A 23,488-nucleotide genomic window follows, 5' to 3' on the forward strand; every position below is an offset into this window, starting at 1 on the left:
TAAATAACGATGAAAAAATTGTATAAATACATATTTTGGTCTATTCTTTTTCTATCTGTTACCAGCTGTTCTAATTCATTGCTGGATAAGGAACCTATTAGCAATTTTTCTGGAGAAGGGTATTATAAAAAGCCCAGTGATGCCCAAGCTGGAGTCAATGGAATCTATAATGGTCTACAAACTCTTTTCCGTCAAAATTATGCCCACTGGGGCGAGGGCCGGGCTGATAATGTGGTGACCCGTCATGCCGGTGATCCTGGAGCGCTGCAACAAAATACGCTAACGCCAATTATCAATTCAGCACGGTGGGATAATTTTTATACCGTTATATCCCGCGCGAATTACGCAATCAAATATATTCCCCAAGCATTTGGAGATGAGGATAGCGAACTAAAAAAACAATTACTCGGGCAGGCACATGCGTTGAGGGCACTCGCTTATTTTTACTTAGTTCGGATCTGGGGGGAGGTACCTTTAGTCATCGAACCGTATGAGGGTTTGGGTCAAGATCTGTTTGTCAAAAAGAACACGGAGGCTGAAGTATTGGCTAAGGTAGAGGAAGATTTGATGCTCGCGACGGAGAATTGTGCTACAAATTATTCAGGTGCCGGGAATCGCGTGTTAATCACCAAAGGAGCTGCTTATGCATTTCTGACGCAACTGTATATGTGGCAAAAGAAATATGCGCAGGCCATAGAAATGTCCGAAAAGGTGCTCGCAGATCCGCAATATACCTTGGTGTCGATCGAGGATTGGAATAACATTTTTGTAAAAGGGAGCAGTGCTGAAAGTATTTTTGAAGTCGGCTACAATGAAGTACAGACCAATAACCTCCGTATATGGTACGCCATGGGATCAGATAGTGACTATGTACCCAGTACATCTTTTATTGCGTCTATCGAACCGGGGGATCTCCGCAAACCACGGATTTACGATGTGTCCCAAGTACAGCCACGTAAGATCTGGAAATTTTTTGGACAGGGATTTAATGACGAGAGTCCAGAACCTTCGGCAGGAAATATGGTACTTACCAGAGTGGCTGATATACTCTTACTGAAGGCCGAAGCACATGCAAATTTAAACCAGCCCGTTGAAGCATTGGACTTACTGAACCGTATCCGCATTCGTGCAGGACTCGTTGCTTTGGATCAAAATAAAGCCAACATCCAATTTGGAAACTTACTAACCGGTATTTTGCACGAAAGATCTATAGAGCTTTGTTTTGAAGGACATCGGTGGTTTGATCTTGTACGGACTGGTACTGCAATTTCAACCATAAAACCGATCAACGGTCTCTCGGACAATCGAAATCTCCTGTGGCCAATACACGAAGGCGAACTATTAAAAAATCCAAATTTGAAACAAAATGAATTTTATAGATAATCATATGAAGAAGATCAAATATATCGTTACGCTTTTGCTGTGCAGTTTTGTTGTGCTGGTTACTTTTTTTAGTTGCGAAGTACAGGACAGCTTTGAATACGATTATGCAGAAGACAATAGCAAATTAAATATGTCTGCATGGGCCTATATCCAAAAAAATGATTCTTTGTCTTCCCTAAAAGAAGCAATTACGCTAGCTAAGGATGAAGCATTATACGAACGTACAGAGAAATCGACCTTTATTCTGCCCACGAATCGTGCGTTTAAGGCATATTTAGAAGAAAATAATTACGACGCTATTGGCACAGTACCGGTATCCATACTGAAAGATATGTTGCGTTATCATATTGTAAAAGCAGTAGTGAATTTTAATGATCCTGCATTGTCTCCAAAGAACAAGCCCATTGCATATCAGACTGAAAAAGGTGAGATCATGTATTTATCCCATACCGGTACGTATGTGGGGCTCATCAATGAAGGAACCAATAAGCAATGGCAAATCCGTACGTCAAATCTTGTTCCGGACAATGGTGTCATCCATATTGTTGATCAGGTTGTTTTCTATTCCGAGAAGGTAAAATAGGTATATTGTTCCTGCATTTCCACAACAGTTAAAATGCAGGAACGTAATTTTCTTTGAGAAAGTACCGGATGTTCAAGACCTGATCCAATTACTTCTTATTTTTAAAGCCTGATTAAATAGTTTTTTTGTTCTTTCCCGTTCTGCTGGCTCAGTATCAGTTCCCCTCATCGCTTGTTAAAGATCCATATAATTTGTCTACACAAATGTCGAAACTTCAATCGGTTATTCTTATTTGAATAATATTTTTGTTAATATTGGTATTACAGTACTAATTATAAATTTTGATGCTCCGTAGTACCTTACTTTCGATCAGTATACTTTTTTTTTCATGGATTACTAGTTTTTGTTTCGGTCAAGAGCAAGGGACAGTCTATTCTTTCAAGAACATCACTTCCGATCAAGGATTGGTACATAACCATATCAATTGCAGCCTACGAGATCAATATAATTACATGTGGTTTGGAACGGAATCTGGACTTAGTCGATTTGATGGACTTCAATTTACAAATTTCCGTTATTCATCAAACAAAGGCTTTGGATTGAGCAGTAATCGTATATCGGCATTGTTTGAAGGACCAGGGCAACAAATTTGGATCCGTACCCATTCGAAAATGAATGTGTACGATCAAAAAAAAGGAGTAATCATTCAAAATATAGATTCCATTCTTCAGACATGGAATTTACCGATCGGAGATCCTCAAATTATCCGCCATTTTGAAGATGATGAATATGCTGTTTTGTACAGCGATAATTCATTCATGCTAACACATACGATTTCAAAAGAAACGAGAAAATTTTCACCACTTAAGAATCAAAAAATAGTCGATGTTGTAAATTATTCGAAGGAATCTTTTTGGATAATCTATGAAAACGGTTTGACACAGCTCGTACAAAAAAAGACCTGGAAGATTCTTAAACAATTTTCTTTACCTGCCAGCAAACAGCGCGTTACGTATGGTCTATTTATAGATCGCGAAGGAGATCTGTGGATTTATTCAAAAGATGTTCCAATCGGCGTATTTTGGGTCAGAGCTGGATCGGATGAGATCAGTCACATCAAAGAGCAACTTTCGAATGTATTTGTAGGCAGTATCGTTCAAGATGAACAAGGTCTCATTTGGTTAGCTACTGATCATGGTGGAATCAACGTCTTTAATAAAAAGATGCAATCAATTATTGTGATCAATCACGAGGCGTATAATTTAAGAAGTTTACCCTATAATAGTATTACATCCCTGTATAAAGATCCGAAAGGTATTATCTGGGTTGGGACATATAAGGGCGGTATCAGTTATTATCATCCAAACTTACTGCTTTTTCCGGTATACCAAAATTATGCAGGATACGCCAAAACATTGCCATTTGATGATGTCAACAGGTTTATTCAAGATCAAAATCATAACTTATGGATCGGTACAAATGGTGGCGGTCTCTTGCATTATAACTTTCAAGATAAAGTATATAAACAATATCTACACAATCCAAATGATGCAACTTCTTTACCCAGTAACGTTGTCGTAAGTCTGTATCTGGATCAAAAAAATATACTTTGGGTAGGTACTTACCACGGGGGATTGAGTCGGTTCGATGGTAAAAGTTTCAAAACATACAACAAAGGCGCTGATCGATTACCAGACGATAGCGTCTGGGAAATATTTGAAGATTCAAGAGGTCGTTTCTGGGTCGGAACACTATCTGCTGGTTTATATTTGTTTAATAAGGATACGGAAACGTTTTCCACCTATCGCTCGCGTGAGGGAAAGACAATTTCCAGTACCTATGTATCTGTTTTATTTGAAGATTCAAAAAATAATATCTGGGTTGGAACTGCTACAGGCATCGAATTGATTCGGTCAAATGGAGAAATACATCAATTTAATGAAAAAGAAGGAAAGTTGCGTCTTTCCAATGATTTGATATATGATATTAAGGAAGATGAGCTAGGTTGCATCTGGGTAGCCACTCAAGAGGGAATAAATATCATTGAGGATGAAACGATCCAATACCTCAATACGAGCGACGGTCTGATTGACAATGCCGTACTGGCATTAATCAAAGACAATAAGGGCAATATGTGGGCTTCTACAGCAAAAGGATTATCTGAAATTGTTCCCAATCAAAATGCTAAGCAATTTGTCATTCGTAACTTCACCAAAGAGCAGGGACTACAAAGCAATGTCTTTAATGAAAATTCAGCTTTAAAGATGGATAACGGACAGCTTATATTTGGAGGCCCCAATGGTTATAATATTATTGATCCAAATCAAATTTTGGGATCAAAAGAAAATATAACACCTGTTCTATCCAATATCTATCTCTTTAATCGTAAAATCAATGTTGGCGAACGTGTAAACGGCAAGGTGATTTATGATGAGGCACTGACAAATGTGAAAAAATTAGAACTGCCATATGATCAAAATGCGATCTCCTTGGAACTATCCTCATTTAATTATTTGCAGCAGGATAATCGGATTTACCAGTATCAGTTGGATGGACTCAGCGAGGAATGGTTTGATTTTGAAACCGGAACAATGAAGGCCAATTTTACGAATCTTGATTCCAAAACATACCGATTTTACATCCGACATTCAGTCGATAATGAAAGCTGGTCTGAAAAAACATTATTATTAACCCTCGTGATTGAGCCTCCTTTTTGGAGGAGCAATTGGGCATTAATGCTTTACGTGCTGATTTCTATTTCCTGTATTTACCTGTGGCAAGCGTGGGTAAAACTGCGGACAAAGACACGAAATCAATTGATAATGGTCAAAGAACAAGCGTTGCAAGCCAAAGAACTCGAAGAGTTGAAGACACGCTTTTTTACTAACGTAAGCCACGAGTTCAGAACGCCGATCAGTTTAATTTTGACCCCATCTGAGCAACTTCTAAAAGAAGAAACAGATCAACATAAAAAAGAAAATTTAAGACTGATCAATAAAAATGCATCTCGTCTATTGATTTTGGTCAATCAATTGCTGGATTTTCGAAAACTGGAAAAAAACCAGCTTAGCCGTATGGACGAATATGGCGATTTAATCCTTTTTACTAAAGAACAGATTGAGCCCTTTTTCCAATTGGCCGAAGTCAATTCGCTCCGCATTGAAGTAATATATAACCGCGATCATTATTTCGGTAATTTTGACAAAGGAAAATTGGAAAGTATCCTATTCAATCTATTGTCCAATGCCATTAAGTTCAGCAGATCGGGAGGTACAATACATATCACGAGCACAATTAAGGAACAAAACGATGACCTCGATATATGGCGATTAGAGATTAAAGACCAAAGTCCCGGGATACCGGAAGAATATCAAAATCGGATATTTGACCGTTATTTTCAATATGATATCAACAGTGGCCGTTTAAATCAAGGTACAGGTATTGGATTAGCCATTGTGAAAGAATATGTCGAGTTTCTCAATGGAAATATTTCCGTTCAGAGCAAAGTCGGAGAAGGATCATGTTTTGTGGTTGAAATACCGATTGAAGCGATTTCGGAAACATCAGTACTCCCAGAGAAACAAATCAACAAGAGAAATCAGATTTTGCTGATTGAAGATCATGTCGAGTTTTTAGAATATTTGAAAAGAAATTTAAACGATGAATACTTAGTTGATGGTGTCTGTACCGTACAGGAAGCAAAAGACCATCTGACAAAAAAGGAGTATGATTTAGTGATTGCCGATATTCAGCTTGCTGGTGAAAGCGGTATCGATTTTTGTATGTATCTAAAATCATCAGAACGTTACCGACATATTCCTGTCATTATGGTAACCGCTGTGCTGGATCAAAAAATACAGCTGCAGGCACTTCGTGCAGGGGCTTCAGATTATGTTCTAAAACCATTTAATTTTGAATTGCTGAAATCTAAAATCGCCAGTGTCCTGGATCAAAAATCATCCCTGGTCAAAAAATACAAAAAGCAAATCGCAATCGAACTTAACCAGCCAGAGGTAGAGTCTGCCGACGAGAAGTTCATCCGCGAATTCATTCTTGAAGTCGAGCGAGATTTGTCAGACTCGACGTTATCTGTCGAAATATTAGCAGGAAACATGCACATGACCCGGGTAGGACTTTATAAAAAGATATTAGCCATTACCGGATATTCACCAACAGAATACATCAGGCATATCCGTCTAACAAGAGCGATGCACCTCATACAACATTCCAGTTTATCGCTTTCAGAGATTGCATATGAAGTTGGTTTTAGTAATCCCAAACAATTTACGAAATACTTTAAAGCTACTTTTGGATTTTCACCTTCCTATTATCGTAAAAGTCTGTAAGTTAAAATGTTGTAATTTATTAGGGGTCTTTATAGATTACGCCAGTTAACATTAGATACCCTAATTGTTAACATAACACCCCCTCCTGGAAATAACTACTGCGCTATATTTGATCCTACCAATTCATAAGGTAAAAGGGAATAACCAAAATTAAACCAGTAATTATTTATATATGCAAAACCTAAAGTTTGCTCTGAGCGGTATTATGCTTTTTGCACTTGTCCATAATGGAAATGCGCAAGTGAATAAATCCAATTTTATAAAAACCCAATCAGGCGTCAAGGTCAGTTTCAAGGGATCTGAAAGTGCCATTGATCAAGATGTTTATCTGGATGTAATCACGGATAAAATCATTCGCGTCACTGCACTTCCTTATGGAGATCCATTTCCATCACAAGCAAGTTTGGTGGTTGTAGACTCTTTGCAACGTCAGCTCAAATCCTTTCATGTACAACCAACTGATTCGACGATCAACTTAACAACATCGGATCTTATCGCTAAGGTTTCTTTGGTGAGCGGGAAAGTCGAATTCTTTGATTCATCAGGCAAGAGAATTTTCAGTGAATCAAAAAGAAATGCAGATGCATTCATTCCCGACAGTTATGCTGGCGATGCATTTTATCGATTAAATCAAGATTTTATTGTAGACACCGCTGAGGGCATATTTGGACTTGGGCAGCATCAAAATGCGATTATGAACTACAATCGCGGTAAACAGGTGACTTTGTTGCAATATAATACCGAAATTGGAATTCCTTTTCTGGTTTCGACAAACAATTATGGGCTTTTATGGCACAACTATTCCATCACCAAAGCTGGAGATACACGTGCTTTTCTGCCTCTCAATGCGTTTAAATTAACTTCTAAAGAGGGCGAGCAAGGTTGGTTGACAGCAACCTATGTGAATAAGCATAAAAATGAAGAAGTTTTCCTGTCACGTCCCGAATCAATTATCGAATATAGTTATCTGACTGATCAGCATAAGTTTCCCAAAGATGTCAAACTCGTAGACAGTAAAGTTATCTACGAAGGCCGTATATCTTCTCCCTATTCAGGAAAACATGTGCTTCATTTTAAATACTCGGGTTACATGAAAGTTTGGATTGATGGACATTTGGTCGCTGATCGGTGGCGACAATCCTGGAATGCAGGAACCTTTGAAATTGAACAGCAATTTAAACGGGATGAGGGTCATGATATCCGTATAGAATGGTTGCCAGACGGTGGAGAATCTTATTTTACTTTCAATTGGCAAAGCCCTATTCCAGAGCCACGTAAAAATATGTTTTCTTTTAACTCTGAAGCCGGTGATGCGATTGATTATTACTTTGTACATGGTCAATCGATGGATGAAGTCGTTTCTGGATATCGCCACGTGTCAGGAAAAGCACCGATTATGCCACTGTGGAGTTTTGGTTACTGGCAAAGTCGCGAACGGTATAAAACGCAAGCGGAGATTGAAAGTGTGGCAACAGAATTTCGAAACCGAAAAATTCCCATAGACAATATCGTACAAGATTGGTCATATTGGTCAGAACCCGACTGGGGAAGCCAACAGTTTGATAAGACGCGATTCCCTGATCCAGCAGGGATGATCAAAAGATTACATGATCAAAATTATAAGTTGATGATTTCGGCATGGCCCAAGATCAATGAACAATCTACCGTCTACAAACAGTTCAGCGACAATAAATGGATTTACACCAGAAATATTTATGATGGACGGAAAGACTGGATTGGAAAAGGATATACATCGACTTTTTATGATCCCTTCAATAAAGGAGCACGCGATGGATTTTGGCAATTATTAGATAAAAATCTTTTTCAAATTGGCGTCGATGCCTGGTGGATGGATGCCAGTGAACCTGATATACATTCAAATATCGATCTGAACGAACGCAAATCTGTCTTTCAGCCAAATATCGGATCATCAGTCCGCTATTACAATGCATTTCCACTTCAAAATGCGAAAGGAATCTATGAGGGACAGCGCGAAACAGATCCCAATAAACGTGTATTTATTTTAACACGTTCCTATTTTGCGGGCCAGCAACGCTATGCGGCAGCAGCGTGGAGTGGCGATATAGCTTCAAGATGGCATGATATGAAGGATCAGATTGCTGCTGGAATCAATTTTTCAATGTCAGGTACGCCTTACTGGACGATGGATGCCGGTGGCTTTTTAGTAGAGAATAGGTTTCATAAGCCCAATCCTGCAGATCAGGAAGAATGGCGCGAAATGAATGCTAGATGGTATCAGTATGGAACTTTCCTGCCTATATTCCGCGCTCATGGTCAATTTCCATTTCGCGAACCTTTTAATATAGCGCCAGAAGATCATCCAGCATATAAAAGCATGGTTTATTACATCAATCTGCGCTATAAACTTCTGGCTTACAATTACAGTATAGCCGCAAAGACATTTTTTGAAGACTACTCGATGATTCGTGGACTGGCAATGGACTTTCCCAAAGATCAGAAGGGGTTTAATATTAATGACCAGTACCTGTGGGGACCATCCTTATTGATCAGTCCAGTTACAGAAATGGGAGCGACCTCGAGAGTCATTCATTTACCAGAAGGAAGAGATTGGTACAATTTCTACACGGGCAAAATGAGTCGGGGAGGACAAGATATTACAGCAGAAGCTGCTTATGAGCGTATGCCGGTATTTGTAAAAGCAGGATCAATATTGCCATTAGGCAGAACCATTCAGTTTACCACTGAGCAAAAACAAGATCTGATCAACCTGTATGTTTACGATGGTGCAGATGGTGAATTTGCGCTATATGAAGATGAAGGAATCAACTATAATTACGAAAAAGGACAATATAGTCGTATCGACATGACCTATGACAACAAGACGAAAACACTCGTGTTAGCAGACCGTGTTGGTACGTTTGATGGCATGCTGAAGGATCGAAAATTCAATATCATTTTTGTTGATCCTGCTCACGGCGCCGGTATTGATATACAGGCCAAAAAATCAAAGATGATTTCTTATTTCGGAAAAACACTACAGGTTAAACTAAAATAAATACAACCGATTTTAAATTTTAAATTATATGATAAGTAAGCAATTGTTTAAAAAGGGAATTGCCGTCGTCGTCATGACGGGCATGACCTCAGTTGTCTGTGCACAATCCTTTTCGGGATCAGTAGTTTCTGCTGATTCCAACTTGCCAATCGGGGGCGCAAGTATTAAAGTGAAAAATCAGGCAACCTCAACAAGTAGTAATGAATCTGGGAAATTTTCCATACCTGCAGCAAAAGGAACGATCTTGATCATTTCCTATGTCGGTTATAAAACAGAAGAAATTGCGGCCTCAGGTACAGATCTGGTTATTCGTCTACAACCATTGGTATCCGATCTGGATGAGGTGGTCGTCATTGGTTATGGCGTACAAAAAAAGAAATTAAATACAGGAGCAAATCTTAAAGTAGAAGGCGAGGATCTGCAAAAACGTAATCAGCTCAATCCGCTACAGGCACTTCAAGGACAGGCACCGGGTGTATCCATCACATCGACCTCAGGGCAACCGGGAGCAGACATGAAAGTTGTCGTTCGCGGTTTAGGTACAATAGGCAACTCCGGACCATTATATGTGATAGATGGTGTACCCGGAGGAGATATTTCGGTGTTAAATGCGGCAGATATTCAGTCGATCGATGTATTAAAAGATGCCGCATCTGCAGCCATTTACGGGTCTCAGGCTGCAAATGGGGTTGTTTTAGTGACTACAAAAATGGGGGCTGCCGGTAAAAGTATCTTGTCATTTGATGGCTTTACCGGAATTCAGAATGTAGCCCGCAAAGCAAAACTATTGAATGCCGACCAATATAAAGTCATCATGAATGAACAGTCGCTTAATTCTGGGGCATCCGTTATCAATTTTGATGGTATGGAAGGTTTAGCCAATACCAGTTGGCTGGATCACATGTTTAAAGACAATGCCCGGATGGATAACTATAATATTGGATTAACCGGTGGATCGGAAAAGTCAACCTACGCAATGTCCTTAAATTATGTTGCTCAAGAAGGGATTGTTGGGGGCAAGGATGTTTCCAACTACGAACGCTATGGCTTCCGCAGTAATTCGGAACATAAATTATTGAATAACTTTCTAAAAATAGGACAGCATCTCAATTTCAACTACATAAAAAATAGAGGTGTAAGTGTTGGAGATCAGTACAGCAATACGCTACGTGGTGCATTTAGCACATCGCCATTGTCTCCAGTCTATTCGGACAATGGTCTTTTTGGAAGTCCATTTAACGATACTTCCAATTCGCCTTGGTACAATGGAGACGGTAATCCCTATGGTAGCATGATGACCAATTCCAATAATAGCAATGATGGTCAGAAATTGCTGGCCGATGTATTTGCTGAAATTGAACCAATCAAGGGATTAAAAGTCAGGTCGCTGTTGGGATTCAATTATTATGCATCCGAATACAGAAGCTTTACGCCCATGTACCGCTTTTCAATTTACACCTACAACGAAGATCATACGACAACTTCTCAGAACATGAGCAAAGGTCATACGCTGACCTGGACTAATACAGCATCCTATGATTTTAGTATCAATAGCGATCACCGGTTTTCAGCTATGGTGGGTATGGAATCATTGCGTTATCAAGGAACATATCTATCTGCTTCCAATTGGAATCTATTATCGCAGTTCAATGATTTTTCGCATGCTTACTTGGATAATACCACAGGTCAGGCGCACTTAGATGAGAAAGGTAATGTTGTAGAAACCCGCACAGTGGCTGGTAAACCGGAGAATATTACCCGCAGGGTATCTTATTTTGGACGTATGGGTTATAATTACAAAGAGAAGTATCTTTTAAATGCAACCCTAAGAGCCGATGCCTCATCCAAATTCTCCAAAGACAACCGTTGGGGTTATTTTCCTTCGGTATCTGCCGGATGGGTGATCTCTTCTGAAGATTTTTTTCAAGACAACTTAAGTGCGATAAACTTTTTTAAACTTCGAGCATCATGGGGTCAGGTAGGTAATCAAGATATTGATGATTTTCAATATGCTTCGCCGATAAGTACTTCAACGGGTATCACTTCTGGCAACCCCGGAGCGCACTATGTATTTGGAACAAGCAATAACAATATTGCTGGAGCTTATCCAAGCCGGTTATCTAATCCATACCTGACATGGGAAACTTCCGAGCAGACCAATATCGGTATAGACGCCAAATTTAGCAATAATCGTTTGGACATTGTTACCGATTTCTATATAAAAACAACTAAAGACTGGTTGGTTACGGCGCCCGTACTGGCCACAACAGGTACAAGGCCACCTTTTATCAATGGTGGAGATGTCAAGAATACAGGGGTTGAGCTTGCGGTCAATTGGTCTGACCGCGTCAATGAACTGAAATATAACTTTGGTGTCAATGGTGCTTATAACAAAAACAAAGTTGGTCAGATTCCGACTGAAGACGGTATTATTCATGGTCGAACAGCTATGCTTTATGACAACTCGGAAGAGTTTTATCGTGCCGAAAACGGTCAGCCGATTGGATATTTTTGGGGATATAAAACCGATGGTTTATTTCAAAATCAAGCCGAAATTGATGCATGGAGAGATACCGGAAAGGGTGTTCTACAGGCAGACGTACGACCTGGTGATGTCAAGTATGTAGACCAAAATGGCGATGGTGTTATAAACGCAACCGATAAAGTAAATCTAGGTGTAGGTATGCCAAGTTTTACCTATGGATTTAATCTAGGCCTGGATTATAAAGGGATCGATTTTTCAATTCAAGCCTATGGATCGGTAGGAAACAAGATCGTACAGTCCTATCGCAACCATGCGAACAAACAAGGAAACTACACCACACGGATCTTGGACAGATGGACTGGTGAAGGCACTTCCAATACCATACCGAGGGTTACTGAAACAAATGTAAACTGGCAATTCTCTGATCTCTACCTGCAAGATGGCGATTTTCTGCGCATCAGTAACATTACATTGGGTTATGATCTATCCAAAGTTCTCCGCTGGAAATTCACCAATCAGATCCGATTCTACGTACAGGGTCAAAATCTATTCACGTTCACCAAATACGACGGGATGGATCCCGAAATCGGTTACGGCACAGATGGTTGGGTTTCAGGTATAGACTTAGGTTATTATCCACGACCTAAAAGTGTCTTGTTTGGTCTAAACGTTAAATTTTAAACACTAAAAATCATGAATAAATCTCATTTCATATACAGTTCTTTTTTAATGTCGGCCTTACTGTTCAACTCTTGTTCCTCCAGTTTTCTCGATGTCGAGCCGATGACAAGTGTTTTAGAAAGTAATTTCTATAAAACAGTAGCCGATGCAGATATGGCCTTAGTGGGTTGTTACGATGGTTATCAGCGTACTGTATCCAATGGTAGCCAGTCCTTTTATTTAACAGCTGAGGTTGCCGCAGACCAGTGTTTTGGCGGTACAGGTACCACAGATGGGCGAGCATTTCAAGCGATCGATCGATTTGATATTTCAGAATCCTCTTCAGATAATAATATTTTTGATGGTACCTGGTCAGATTATTATGCCGGTATTTTTAGAGCGAATACCCTTTTGGGTAAATTGGACGGGACAGACTTTGCTAATCAAACCGCTGCTAGAGCAAGGATTGAGGGGGAAACAAAATTTTTACGCGCCTTGATGTACTTTGATCTGGTGCGTTTATTTGAAAAAGTCCCTTTGCTAACGAGTGCTACTAATGAAAATATACCCCAAGCAGATCCTAAGGATGTATACAAACTGATTGTCGAAGATCTTAAGTTTGCGGCAAGTCATATTCCTGCAGATGCCTATCCAAAATCGGCTGCAGGAACCAATGATGGCCGGGCAACACCTTTAGCGGCAAAAGCATTATTAGCACGTGTCTATTTATTTTATACCGGATACTATGGTACTGAAGATATAGGTGTCACTAAAGCCGAAGCACTCGCCGGATTAGAAGATGTGATCAGCAGTGGGCAGTTTGCCTTAGTACAAAATTTCAGTGCGCTATGGCCGGCAGCGAGTTATATTCCTAACAAAACCAACAACTCGTTAGATATATCCAAGTACGTCGGAAAAGGGAATTCAGAAGTGGTGTTTGCGCAAAAGTTCAATAATACCTCCAACTATAATGGTTATGTTGATGGCAATCGCTGGGTCGTTTTCTTAGGGCTCAGAGGTAAAAGCTGGTCTCCTTATGGTCAAGGATGGGGCGCCTGTACCGTTAGTAAAAACTTCTTTAATAAATTTAGTAATAATGATACGCGAAAACAAGCTTCTATCATAGACATCGATGGCGAGGGCATTACTGATTTTGATCTGAGAGATCAACGTGAATATACCGGATATACCGTAAAGAAATATGCACCAACCGCTTTACCGGACGGAACGACCAATACGGGGGGAGAGAAAGATATGCAGCTTTCTCAAGATCAAGATTATTTTGTGATCCGTTATGCCGATGTATTACTGATGGCGGCAGAGCTGGGTTCGGGCAATGCTCAAAAATACTTTGATGATGTGCGAAAAAGAGCTTACAAAAGCAACTTCACAGCTACCGCTGTATCCAAGGCTGCTATTTTGAGAGAAAGAGAATTTGAGTTTGCCTTCGAGGGAATTCGTTATTGGGACGTTTTAAGACAGGGATTAAATAATGCTGCGGGCATACTGGAAACTTCCGAAGATGTGCTCAGTGGTTCTGTTCCTGAAAAAGTCACCGTTAAAAAAGAGAACTTCTTAAAGACAAGAGGTTTTATGCAGATTCCTAATAAACAGATCACCCTATCGAATGGCGTGCTAAAACAAAATGACGGATGGAATTAGTAAAGCCGATCGTTGAATTTTGCTTTGATAAAAATTGTACAAAGATGAAAAATATAGTAAAGTATAGCATCTATTTCTTTATTGGAATAGTTCTGTTTGGAGCCTGTACTCCTGAAAAATATGAATTAGGGGATATCGATATTGCGCCTGCCCAGATTGTAGAGGGTGTATCGTATAAAATTGAACATGATGCTTCGAATCCCAATATTATTTACTTGACCAGTTTGGTGGATGCAAAATATACACCCTTGTGGGAGCATCCTCAGGGACGTAGCCAAGATAAAAAGGTTACCCTGAGAATTCCATTCCCTGGAGAATACAAAGTGAAGTTCGGCGTTGAAACCCGCGGTGGTATTGTATATGGAGAACCTGCCACTTTTAAGGTAGATGATATGTATGCCGAATTTATCAGTGACGAAACCTGGACACTGTTGGCAGGTGGAGCAGGAGAAGAGAAAACCTGGTATCTGGATCTAGATCAAAATGGACTGTCTAGAGTTTTTAAAGGGCCGTTATATTTTTATGGAACAGGAGACTGGTGGGGCAATGTCAACCAGCAAGGAAAGCCTCTTAATAGCGATTCTTGGCTTTGGGATCCCACCTGGAAAGAAAATACCTGGCTTATGCCAGCGGGTGATTATGGAGAAATGACTTTTAATTTGAAAGGAGGCGCCAATGTAATCGTCAACCACAATATGCTAGGTAGAAAGCAAAAAGGATCCTTTATGATTGATACGGACAAGAAGACGATCCGTATGGTTGATGCAACACCCTTACATGGTAAACCTCAAGATGGTATCGTGGTCGATTGGGGCGATGTTCGTATTATGTCGTTGAATGAAAATACCATGCAACTGGCCGTTTTACGAGATCCTGTTCTTTCGCAAGAAGGTGCCGCCATGTTGACGTATAATTTTATTAGTAAAGCTTATCGAGAAAGTTTGGAATCGAGCGATTAGTAATGGGAATTACGTATTGAGCTTTCCATAAAAACAGATACTGAAAAACGGAAATCAAGATTGTTTGATCTTGCCATGCTACAATCTACTGCGCATCCGTTTAGCAAAATTTTTCAATCTAGAGATAGATTGATCGTAGTATCAATAGTTATTATAAAATAAAAGGTCTAATGAAAATTAGACCTTTTATTTTGGCGTTTAGTTATACTTCCGCTATTCTCTGTCCCTGAAGCCTACTCGTTCTTATATGAACTGCGTGCTTTTTATTAATTCCATTCATTTAATATTTGAGGTCTAGCATTTAGCTAAAAGGTTTTAATTGTAGGTTTATTTTTGATTTTATATGTCTAAATTACAATTATTATATTATTTTTACCAAACCATAAAGCAACCGTTTGCTTAAGGTATTAAAAAAGGCAGATATTCTGTTTTTTAACAATTGTAAAACTATTCCATTTATTAACTAAAAAACTATGTGGCATTCTGACAAAATTAAACTGGCGATCGCGACCAAACAGTGGATTATACCGCTTGTAGCCCTCGCAACTAGCTATTCACAGGTACAGGCAGCAAGTACCTTATCCTTTACAAGTAAGGATAGAAGTACATTGAATGTTCAGAAATCAATAAGCGGTACAATTAAGGACGCTAGTACAGGACAGGGAATTTCAGGAGTGACCATTAGTGTGAAAGGAACTAATATCGCAACTCAATCCGACGCAGCTGGCCGATATACAATCGCTGCAACCTCAGGTCAGTCGCTTGTTATCAGTTTTATAGGTTATGAAACTCAAGAAGTTATTGTCGGAGATAAGACCTCGCTTGATTTAAGGTTAACAGCTTCAAGTACTCAGATGGAAGAAGTTGTCGTTACAGCACTAGGAATCATGCGCGAAAAGAAATCTTTGGGTTATTCGACCACTTCTGTCAAAGGAGATGATTTCACAGCTGCTCGTGACCCGAATTTAGGTAATGCGTTGAGCGGTAAAGTTGCTGGGGTTAGTGTTGCGGGTAATTCAACTGGCCTGGGTGGAAGTAGCCGTGTGGTTATTCGTGGTGCAGCTTCAATGACAGGCAATAACATGCCATTATATGTTGTCGATGGTATTCCGCTAACTAATAGTAATCAAGGTTCTGCTGGACAGTATGGAGGAATGGATATGGGTGATGGTTTGAATAGCATCAATGCCGATGATATTGAAAATATTCAGGTGCTAAAAGGAGCAGCAGCTTCTGCACTTTATGGATATCGAGGTGGAAATGGTGTAATTATGATCACGACCAAATCAGGAAAGGGTAGTAAAGGTATAGGCGTCGATTTGAATAACAACATGACCGTAAATACAATATACGATTTTCGTGATTTTCAGGACACATATGGTCAAGGAAGACAGGGGATTAAACCTGCTGCTATTGGTGCTGCAAATGATACCTATAACCAAAGTTGGGGAGCGAAAATGGACGGAAGTCAAGCCGTCAACAAATTTGGAAATAATTATGCCTATTCTCCGATCGACAATTGGAAGAACTTCTACCGTACAGGCCTAAGCAATCAAACATCTGTAGCAGTTAGCGGTAGTGACGAAAAATCAACATTTCGTCTCGGTCTAAACAATATGTACGAAGGTTCAATATTGCCAAATGCCAAGTCTAATCAACGTGGAGCCAATTTAAATACTACATATAAAATTACGCCAAAGGTACAATTGGGTATCAATGCTAATTATATTTTTGAGTTTGTCGATAACCGGGCAAATCTTTCAGATGGTAATGGAAATACCAATGCAAGTCTTCTTTACTTAGCAAATGGTTATGATGTTCGTTGGTTGGAAGCTGAGGTAGATGAATTTGGAAAAGAATTACAACCCGGAAATAACGTTTATTTTAATAACCCTTATTTTTTACAAAACCGTAAGTCAAATAAGTCTACTAAAAAAAGACTCACAGGTGGATTCAACTTGCGTTATGATATAACCGATTGGTTGTATGCACAAGGAGCTGCCACACGTGATGGCTACAACCTAGCTTTCAAACAGGTTCAACCTAAAGGTGCATCCGCTGATCCAAATGGATATATCAACGAATATAATACCGAATTTGAAGAAACAAATTTTAATTACCTCATCGGTGCGAAGAAAAAACTTGGTGATTTTTCGATCTCGGCAACAGTTGGTGGTAACCATCAGAAAACCCGCAGTGAAACTTGGGGAACTGACGGCGGTATCCGCCCTTTTATTTTAGATGGTTTTTATTCGACAGGAAATGTCGCGGCTGGTACACGTACTTTCAAAAAGTTATATAATGAATATCAAGTAAAATCTTTGTATGGTACCGCGGATTTTAGCTTTAAAGATTTTCTGTTTTTAAACTTGTCCGCACGTAACGATTGGTTTTCAACACTTGATCCTGAAAATAATGGGTATCTATATCCATCAGCCAGTTTAAGTTATGTATTTACGGACCATCTTGATTTACCTGAGTGGATCAATATGGGTAAATTGAGACTATCTCGAGCATCATCCTCTAATGGAACTAGCGCTTATCAAACGGCATTGGCATATCAAATGCAGTCGTTTGAGATTCAAGGCCAACCGATCGGAACGATTAAAAATGAGACTGTTCCAAATGCCAATTTGAAACCGGTGCGCATTAGTGAATGGGAAGCTGGAGCAAATCTTGAATTTTGGGGTAATAGAATGGGCTTGGATTTAGCTGTTTATCAAAAAACAACAACTGATGATATTGTTCGTGTAACTACAAGTACTGGATCAGGTTATTCCTCAGCAATTCAAAATATAGGGGAATTGCGCAACAAAGGTATTGAGGTAATGTTGTATGGGGATATCATCCGCTCTACTGATTTCACATGGAAAAGTTCTATAAATTTTGCTTTCAATGATAGCGAAGTGATGAGTCTTGGTGCTCAAAATAACTTGATTTTCGAGGGTGGACTTTCAAGATCGGGAAATGCTTCCGTACAGAATGTTGTTGGCCTAGCTTATGGACAGATCGTTGGTTACAAGTATAAAACAGATGCATCTGGAAATCGTATTTTTGACGACAAAGGTCTTCCTGTTCGCTCTGACGCAGTAGAAGTACTTGGTACCGGTGTCCATAGATTTACAGGCGGATTTAGAAATGACTTTACCTATAAGAATTTTAGCCTAGGCATGTTGTTGGATGTTAAGTTAGGAGGGAAGATCTTTTCGGGTACAAACCTAAACCTTTATGGCTCCGGTTTACACAAAGCAACTTTAGAAGGTAGAGATGGTAATATTGTAGGTAAAGGAGTTAATCTTTCTGGTGCGGCGAATACCACTGCCGTCGATGCGGAAACTTATTGGAAATATGTTGTAGATCAGTCTTTTACCGAAGAGTTTGTGTATGATGCAGGCTTTGTTAAGTTAAGAGAGATCTCTTTTGGTTATAAGTTGCCGAGTTCAATCTTGTCAAAAACACCTTTCAGAAGTGCTTCGTTATCTTTAGTAGGGCGCAATTTATGGACAATTCATAAAAACACACCTAATATAGATCCCGAATCAGCTTATAATACTAGCAATGCTCAAGGGCTTGAATTGAATGGTTATCCAATGACACGAAATGTTGGTTTTAACCTTAATCTAAAATTCTAAAAGAATGATTTAGCAGTTTGCTAAAAGATCAGATTGAGAATTAGTAACAGGAAAAAGAAAGAAAAAATGAAAACAAAACTACTATACCTCTGTGCTGTACTTGGACTTGGACTGTCCTCTTGTACTAAATTTGGAGACGTGAATGTCGATCCAGAAGCGATAGGGAAAGATAATATGGATTATAAATTGATCTTTACAAATGTACAGCAATATGGCTACGGTACAGAGTATGAAGCATGGCGTAATGGCTTGATCTATATCAGTACAATGATCCAGCATACAGCATCTGTAGAAAGCTATTGGAATGGCGATAAATATACCTACAGTGCAGGCTATAATGCAGCATATTGGGATCGTATGTATCCTAACGGTATTCGTGACGTTGTGGATTTAATGGAGAACTGGAAAGATAAGGAGAATTTTTATACGGAATACCAGATGGCACGGATCATGAAAGTTCTTATTTTTCACAGAATGACAGATCTTTACGGTGATGTCCCTTACTCTGAGGCAGGTCAAGCTTTTTATCAAGGAAAAGGATATCCCGTTTACGATACCCAGGAGTCCATTTATTTGGATATGTTGAAAGAACTTAAGGAAGCTGCAACGAATCTAAATGGTAAGACTTCTACAATTGGAAATGCAGATATCATTTATAAAGGTGATGTAGTCAAATGGCAAAAATTTGCGTATTCTATGATGTTACGTTTGGGAATGCGTCTTTCCAAAGTAAATGCAGAACTGGCCAAAACTTGGGTTAATACAGCCGTTTCAGGAGGTCTGTTTACCAGTAACGATGAAAGTGCACTTGTATTACATCCCGGTGCGGTTACAGCAAACAATAGTGCAGAACCATTCGCCAAGATTTACGCGCACGAAGATCCTAATGCTTACCGCATGAGTGAATCGTTCATCAATTTATTGAAAAATACGAATGATCCAAGATTACGATTCATTTCAACTGTTGTAGCAGATCCTGCTATTAAAGTAGATGATTCCCGTTGGTCAAGAGGTGATACCGCTGCGAGTAAACAAGTCGGCATGCCTAATGGTTATGATCAGATAAAAGGAGGAGCGACTTTTATTGAAGACTATCCACTGTATCCTGGAGCAATGAATAAATACTCTGTTGTCAATAGATATACTTATGCTCGTCTAGATGCACCTACATTTTTAGTGACTTATGCAGAAAATCAGCTTTTGTTAGCTGAAGCGGCATATCGAGGATGGATATCTGGTTCAGCTAAAAACTATTATGAAGCAGGAGTCCAAGCTGCGATGAAGCAATTTGCCCAATTTAGTATAGCCGGTATAGATGACGGTGCAATAGCACGTTATTTAACACAAAATCCATTTGTTGAATCTAAGGCATTGGAGCAGATCAATACACAATACTATATTAATACATTTTCGGATGAGTATGAATCTTTTGCTAACTGGAGAAGATCAGGATATCCGGTATTAAAGCAGGTTAATTATATTGGTAATGCAACAAACGGTACCATTCCAAGAAGATTTACCTATCCAACAGAAGAAGGAACAGTCAATGCAACTAATTACCAGCAGGCCGTTAGCCGATTGGATAAAGGAGACCAGATGACATCTCGCGTTTGGTGGGACAAACAATAAAAAATTAAAGTATAACGGCCAATATTTTTGTTGGCCGTTATACTTTAATTGAGATTGATAAAATTTTGAATAGTTATATTTTGAGTCCCTGTAGTTGAAATCTAAATATTTATTTAAATAGCGAAAGGAGATCTGTGATTTCAAAACCCTTTAAGCATAGTAAATCTACAATTACAGGACTCATGTTATCTATTCGATTTTTTTTCTATTATGAGGAGGGTGTACCTTTTTTAGAAATGTAAACTTAAAGCTAAGTTATACTGACGTAAATTGCCCTGAGTAATAAACCCTCTCCCTCCGTAATAATAATGTTTATTAAAAATATTGTCTGCCGTAAAATTGCATTTGAACTTTTTGTATTGATAACTGACCATACCATTAAAAAGTGTATAATCGTCTGTGGAAAAACTTCCAGCTTTTTTGCTGTTGATTATTAAATCCTGTCCGATATAATTTCCTCCAATACCTGCCGTCCATTTGTTGTCACCATATACTGGAAATTGGTAATTTGCATACCATGTAGCTGACCATTTAGGTCCTGCATTAACTGGCCTTAGACCTTTTGTTGCATCTTCTGCTTCTGTTATTTTACTGTCATTGTAAGCAGCTCCGCCATGTAAATATAAATTTTTTATAGGTTCCGTCTGGATGTCGATTTCTACTCCACGGCTATACTGCCTGCCACCTTGTATATATTTTGTAGCGTCGTTTTGATCTGCCATAACAGTATTGCGGATATTAATATCGTAATAACTTACTGTCGCTTCCAACAACTGATGCAGGGAAGAAATTTTTAGACCTGATTCCCACTGGCTACCGTACTGCGGTTTGAAACTGTACAATATACCGTTGATACTTGTGGGCGCAATGTTTTGGAAACCACTCATGTAGTTGCCAAATAAAGTAAATACTTTAGGTATGAACTGATAAGTAAAACCGATCTTAGGTGTTAAAGATGTTTGATTAAATGCGCCCGTAGTGGTCTGTGATACTAAATCTTTCGTACCACTATTTATTAATCGGTCATATCTGACACTTAACATGATTGATAGCGCATCAAATGGTTTAAGGACATTTGAAACATACGCAGCATACGTATTTTGAGGTGCTATTGTGTGACTTGGTTGCTTAGAAATAACCAATTTACTAATAAGATCTACATTAAATAAGTTTGCCGATAAAGAAGGGTTTCTAATAGAAACTGTATCTATGTATCCAGCATTTTTATAGTTTGCTGTATAACTGTAATGATAATAGTCAAGACCTATTAGGAGTTTATTGTACCAATTACCAATACTGAAATTGCCAATGAAATTTTGTTGTACTTGGTGGTTAGTGATATCTTCCGCATCATAACGTAATACTCTTCTTGCTACTGAATTATTATCATTGGTCAATAAGTTGGTTTGGTAATCACCGCTTGAAGTGCCATAAGTTGTGGCAACGTTCGTTTCTGATTGCCACTTATCAGATATTAAGTAAGTCACTTTACCATAAAGATTAATAGATGTTGTTTTCCATAATATGCTATTATCTGTATACGATCTATTGTAGTCAAGCATTAAATTTCTTGAATTTTCTATATTCACTAATTTTCCATTTAATTTAGGATTTCCCGGAGTAAATAATGGACTATTGGTCGCTTCTTTCCTTAAAAACTCAGCTTCAAACTTTACTTTTAACTTGGTATTTATTTGATAGTTAAAGCTTGGAGATAAAAATATGTTTTTATTTAAACCTTGATCTTGGAAGCTTTTTCTGTTTACATAGGTGCCGAACATTCTGAATAGCAGATTATGGCTGGAGTCTAAAACAGTATTGACATCCAAACTTGCACGCTGAAAATTATTATTTCCTGCTGTAAGTGAGAAATTGGTAAAAGTACTGTCTACGGGAACATATGTAACCACATTGATGAGTCCTCCAAAAACCATATTAGCGCCTCCAAATAAGGTGCCGCTAGGCCCTTTGACCACGTCTAACTGTTGTATGTTGCTATTATCATCACTATATTGTAAATAAGCATTTAGGCCATTTCTAAAATTACTTCTAGTTCTAAAACCGCGGATTGAAAAATTGGGAGCTAGTCCCGCCCAGCTTGGTGTCACTCCGGTTGCATTAGACAGCATAGCTGTTTGTGTATAATAATTTCTATTCTGCGTAAGTTTTATTCCCACGCTCGTCGTTACTTGTGGATTTTCATGATCATGAATATTTAAACGTGCAGTCTGAAAGCTAGACCTGTCTTTATCACTGATACGGCCTTTCACATATGCGGAATCTAACCGGTTTAATTTAAGGGAGTCTGTAGTTTGTGCGGTTACTCTACAGGTAAAAAGGAAAGAGACGATTGCATGGGTTAAGAAGAGTTTAAAATATATTGGACGTAAAGACATGAGTTACGGATGTTGAATTATAAATAGTTGAAAAATTTTGAATACAACTTTTTTAGAGTTGTGTCTATTAGATCAATGTTGGTTTAATATTTTAAATTGTTCGCAGTACGCATCAAAATAGCTGGTCGTGTATTTACCTGAATTTTAACTAATGAATGTGCTAATTTTGAATGTTATGTTATAGTGTTGTGCGAAGCACGTATGTGCAATTTTTCCTTCTCGTTAAGGACAAAGCGCTATATCCCTCATCAATAAATTCTATTGAATAAAGGCAACTCCTTTACGATTTTTATTTTTAAGTATTTGAGATAAGAAAATGCGTACCTATAATTAAATTGTACAACTTTTGGTAGCAGACTTTTAGCAAATTTGCTATAAAAATATAATTATGTGGTATAGATAGTAGGAGGTCTTAGTAACCGGTTGTAGAGATTTAGTTTCCACAAAGGGACATCAGTAAGTAGTGAATAACTTTGGTCAAAAATTGTAGAAGGACGGTTTTTTTTTAATATCGGGAAATAACTATGACAAATTAATAAGGTAGATTTGGAGAAAATTTCTTGAATATCTTTTTCTCTTTGGCCTTCTTTTTTCAAAGCCTTCATCAAAAAACAGTTACCGTTACAGTGCATTGTCACCGTATTTTTATTTACACAATACTTTGCCGCTATTTCGGAACGGTTTGCATAAAAACTCACAACTATAAAAAGTTTGCTTAAGCTCATCATAACGATACAGATCAATAGCAATATTGTTGTGAATGATTTCAAAAGCGA

At 38.6% G+C, this 23,488-nt stretch carries 10 protein-coding genes; 9 read left to right on the forward strand and 1 reads right to left on the reverse strand.

Annotation, left to right across the window (positions count from 1 at the left end; all coding sequences use genetic code 11):
- Positions 1-9: 9 nt before the first annotated feature.
- The 9 genes from WH188_RS07995 to WH188_RS08035 all read left to right on the forward strand — a co-directional run bounded on the left by WH188_RS07995 (position 10) and on the right by WH188_RS08035 (position 20,316).
- Complete coding sequence (locus WH188_RS07995; protein ID WP_339423724.1) at positions 10-1,383, forward strand: RagB/SusD family nutrient uptake outer membrane protein; 1,374 nt, start codon at positions 10-12, stop codon at positions 1,381-1,383.
- A 4-nt stretch (positions 1,384-1,387) separates the two neighbouring features.
- Positions 1,388-1,966, forward strand: coding sequence for a fasciclin domain-containing protein (locus WH188_RS08000; protein WP_339423725.1), 579 nt, complete (start codon positions 1,388-1,390; stop codon positions 1,964-1,966).
- Positions 1,967-2,250: 284 nt separating this feature from the next.
- Positions 2,251-6,252, forward strand: coding sequence for a hybrid sensor histidine kinase/response regulator transcription factor (locus WH188_RS08005; protein ID WP_339423726.1), 4,002 nt, complete (start codon positions 2,251-2,253; stop codon positions 6,250-6,252).
- Positions 6,253-6,424: 172 nt separating this feature from the next.
- Entirely contained in the window at positions 6,425-9,289 is a 2,865-nt protein-coding gene (locus tag WH188_RS08010) for a glycoside hydrolase family 31 protein (RefSeq protein WP_339423727.1), read from the forward strand.
- Between the two features lie 28 nt (positions 9,290-9,317).
- A complete protein-coding gene (locus tag WH188_RS08015; RefSeq protein WP_168127242.1) occupies positions 9,318-12,455 on the forward strand; it encodes a SusC/RagA family TonB-linked outer membrane protein in 3,138 nt (1,045 codons plus the stop codon).
- Between the two features lie 12 nt (positions 12,456-12,467).
- The gene (locus WH188_RS08020) at positions 12,468-14,096 is read left to right on the forward strand and encodes a RagB/SusD family nutrient uptake outer membrane protein (protein WP_339423728.1); all 1,629 of its coding nucleotides are present in this window, start codon (positions 12,468-12,470) and stop codon (positions 14,094-14,096) included.
- Between the two features lie 44 nt (positions 14,097-14,140).
- Positions 14,141-15,055, forward strand: coding sequence for a hypothetical protein (locus WH188_RS08025; RefSeq protein WP_339423729.1), 915 nt, complete (start codon positions 14,141-14,143; stop codon positions 15,053-15,055).
- A gap of 473 nt (positions 15,056-15,528) precedes the next feature.
- Positions 15,529-18,687, forward strand: coding sequence for a SusC/RagA family TonB-linked outer membrane protein (locus WH188_RS08030; RefSeq protein WP_339423730.1), 3,159 nt, complete (start codon positions 15,529-15,531; stop codon positions 18,685-18,687).
- Positions 18,688-18,753: 66 nt separating this feature from the next.
- Positions 18,754-20,316 (forward strand): SusD/RagB family nutrient-binding outer membrane lipoprotein, encoded by a 1,563-nt coding sequence (locus tag WH188_RS08035; protein WP_339423731.1) that lies wholly within the window; start codon positions 18,754-18,756, stop codon positions 20,314-20,316.
- A gap of 230 nt (positions 20,317-20,546) precedes the next feature.
- On the opposite strand, the gene WH188_RS08040 is transcribed toward WH188_RS08035, so the two are convergent.
- Complete coding sequence (locus WH188_RS08040; protein WP_339423732.1) at positions 20,547-22,712, reverse strand: TonB-dependent siderophore receptor; 2,166 nt, start codon at positions 22,710-22,712, stop codon at positions 20,547-20,549.
- Between the last annotated feature and the right edge of the window lie 776 nt (positions 22,713-23,488).

It is taken from the genome of Sphingobacterium sp. MYb388 (assembly GCF_037479535.1).
Lineage (GTDB): Bacteria > Bacteroidota > Bacteroidia > Sphingobacteriales > Sphingobacteriaceae > Sphingobacterium > Sphingobacterium anhuiense.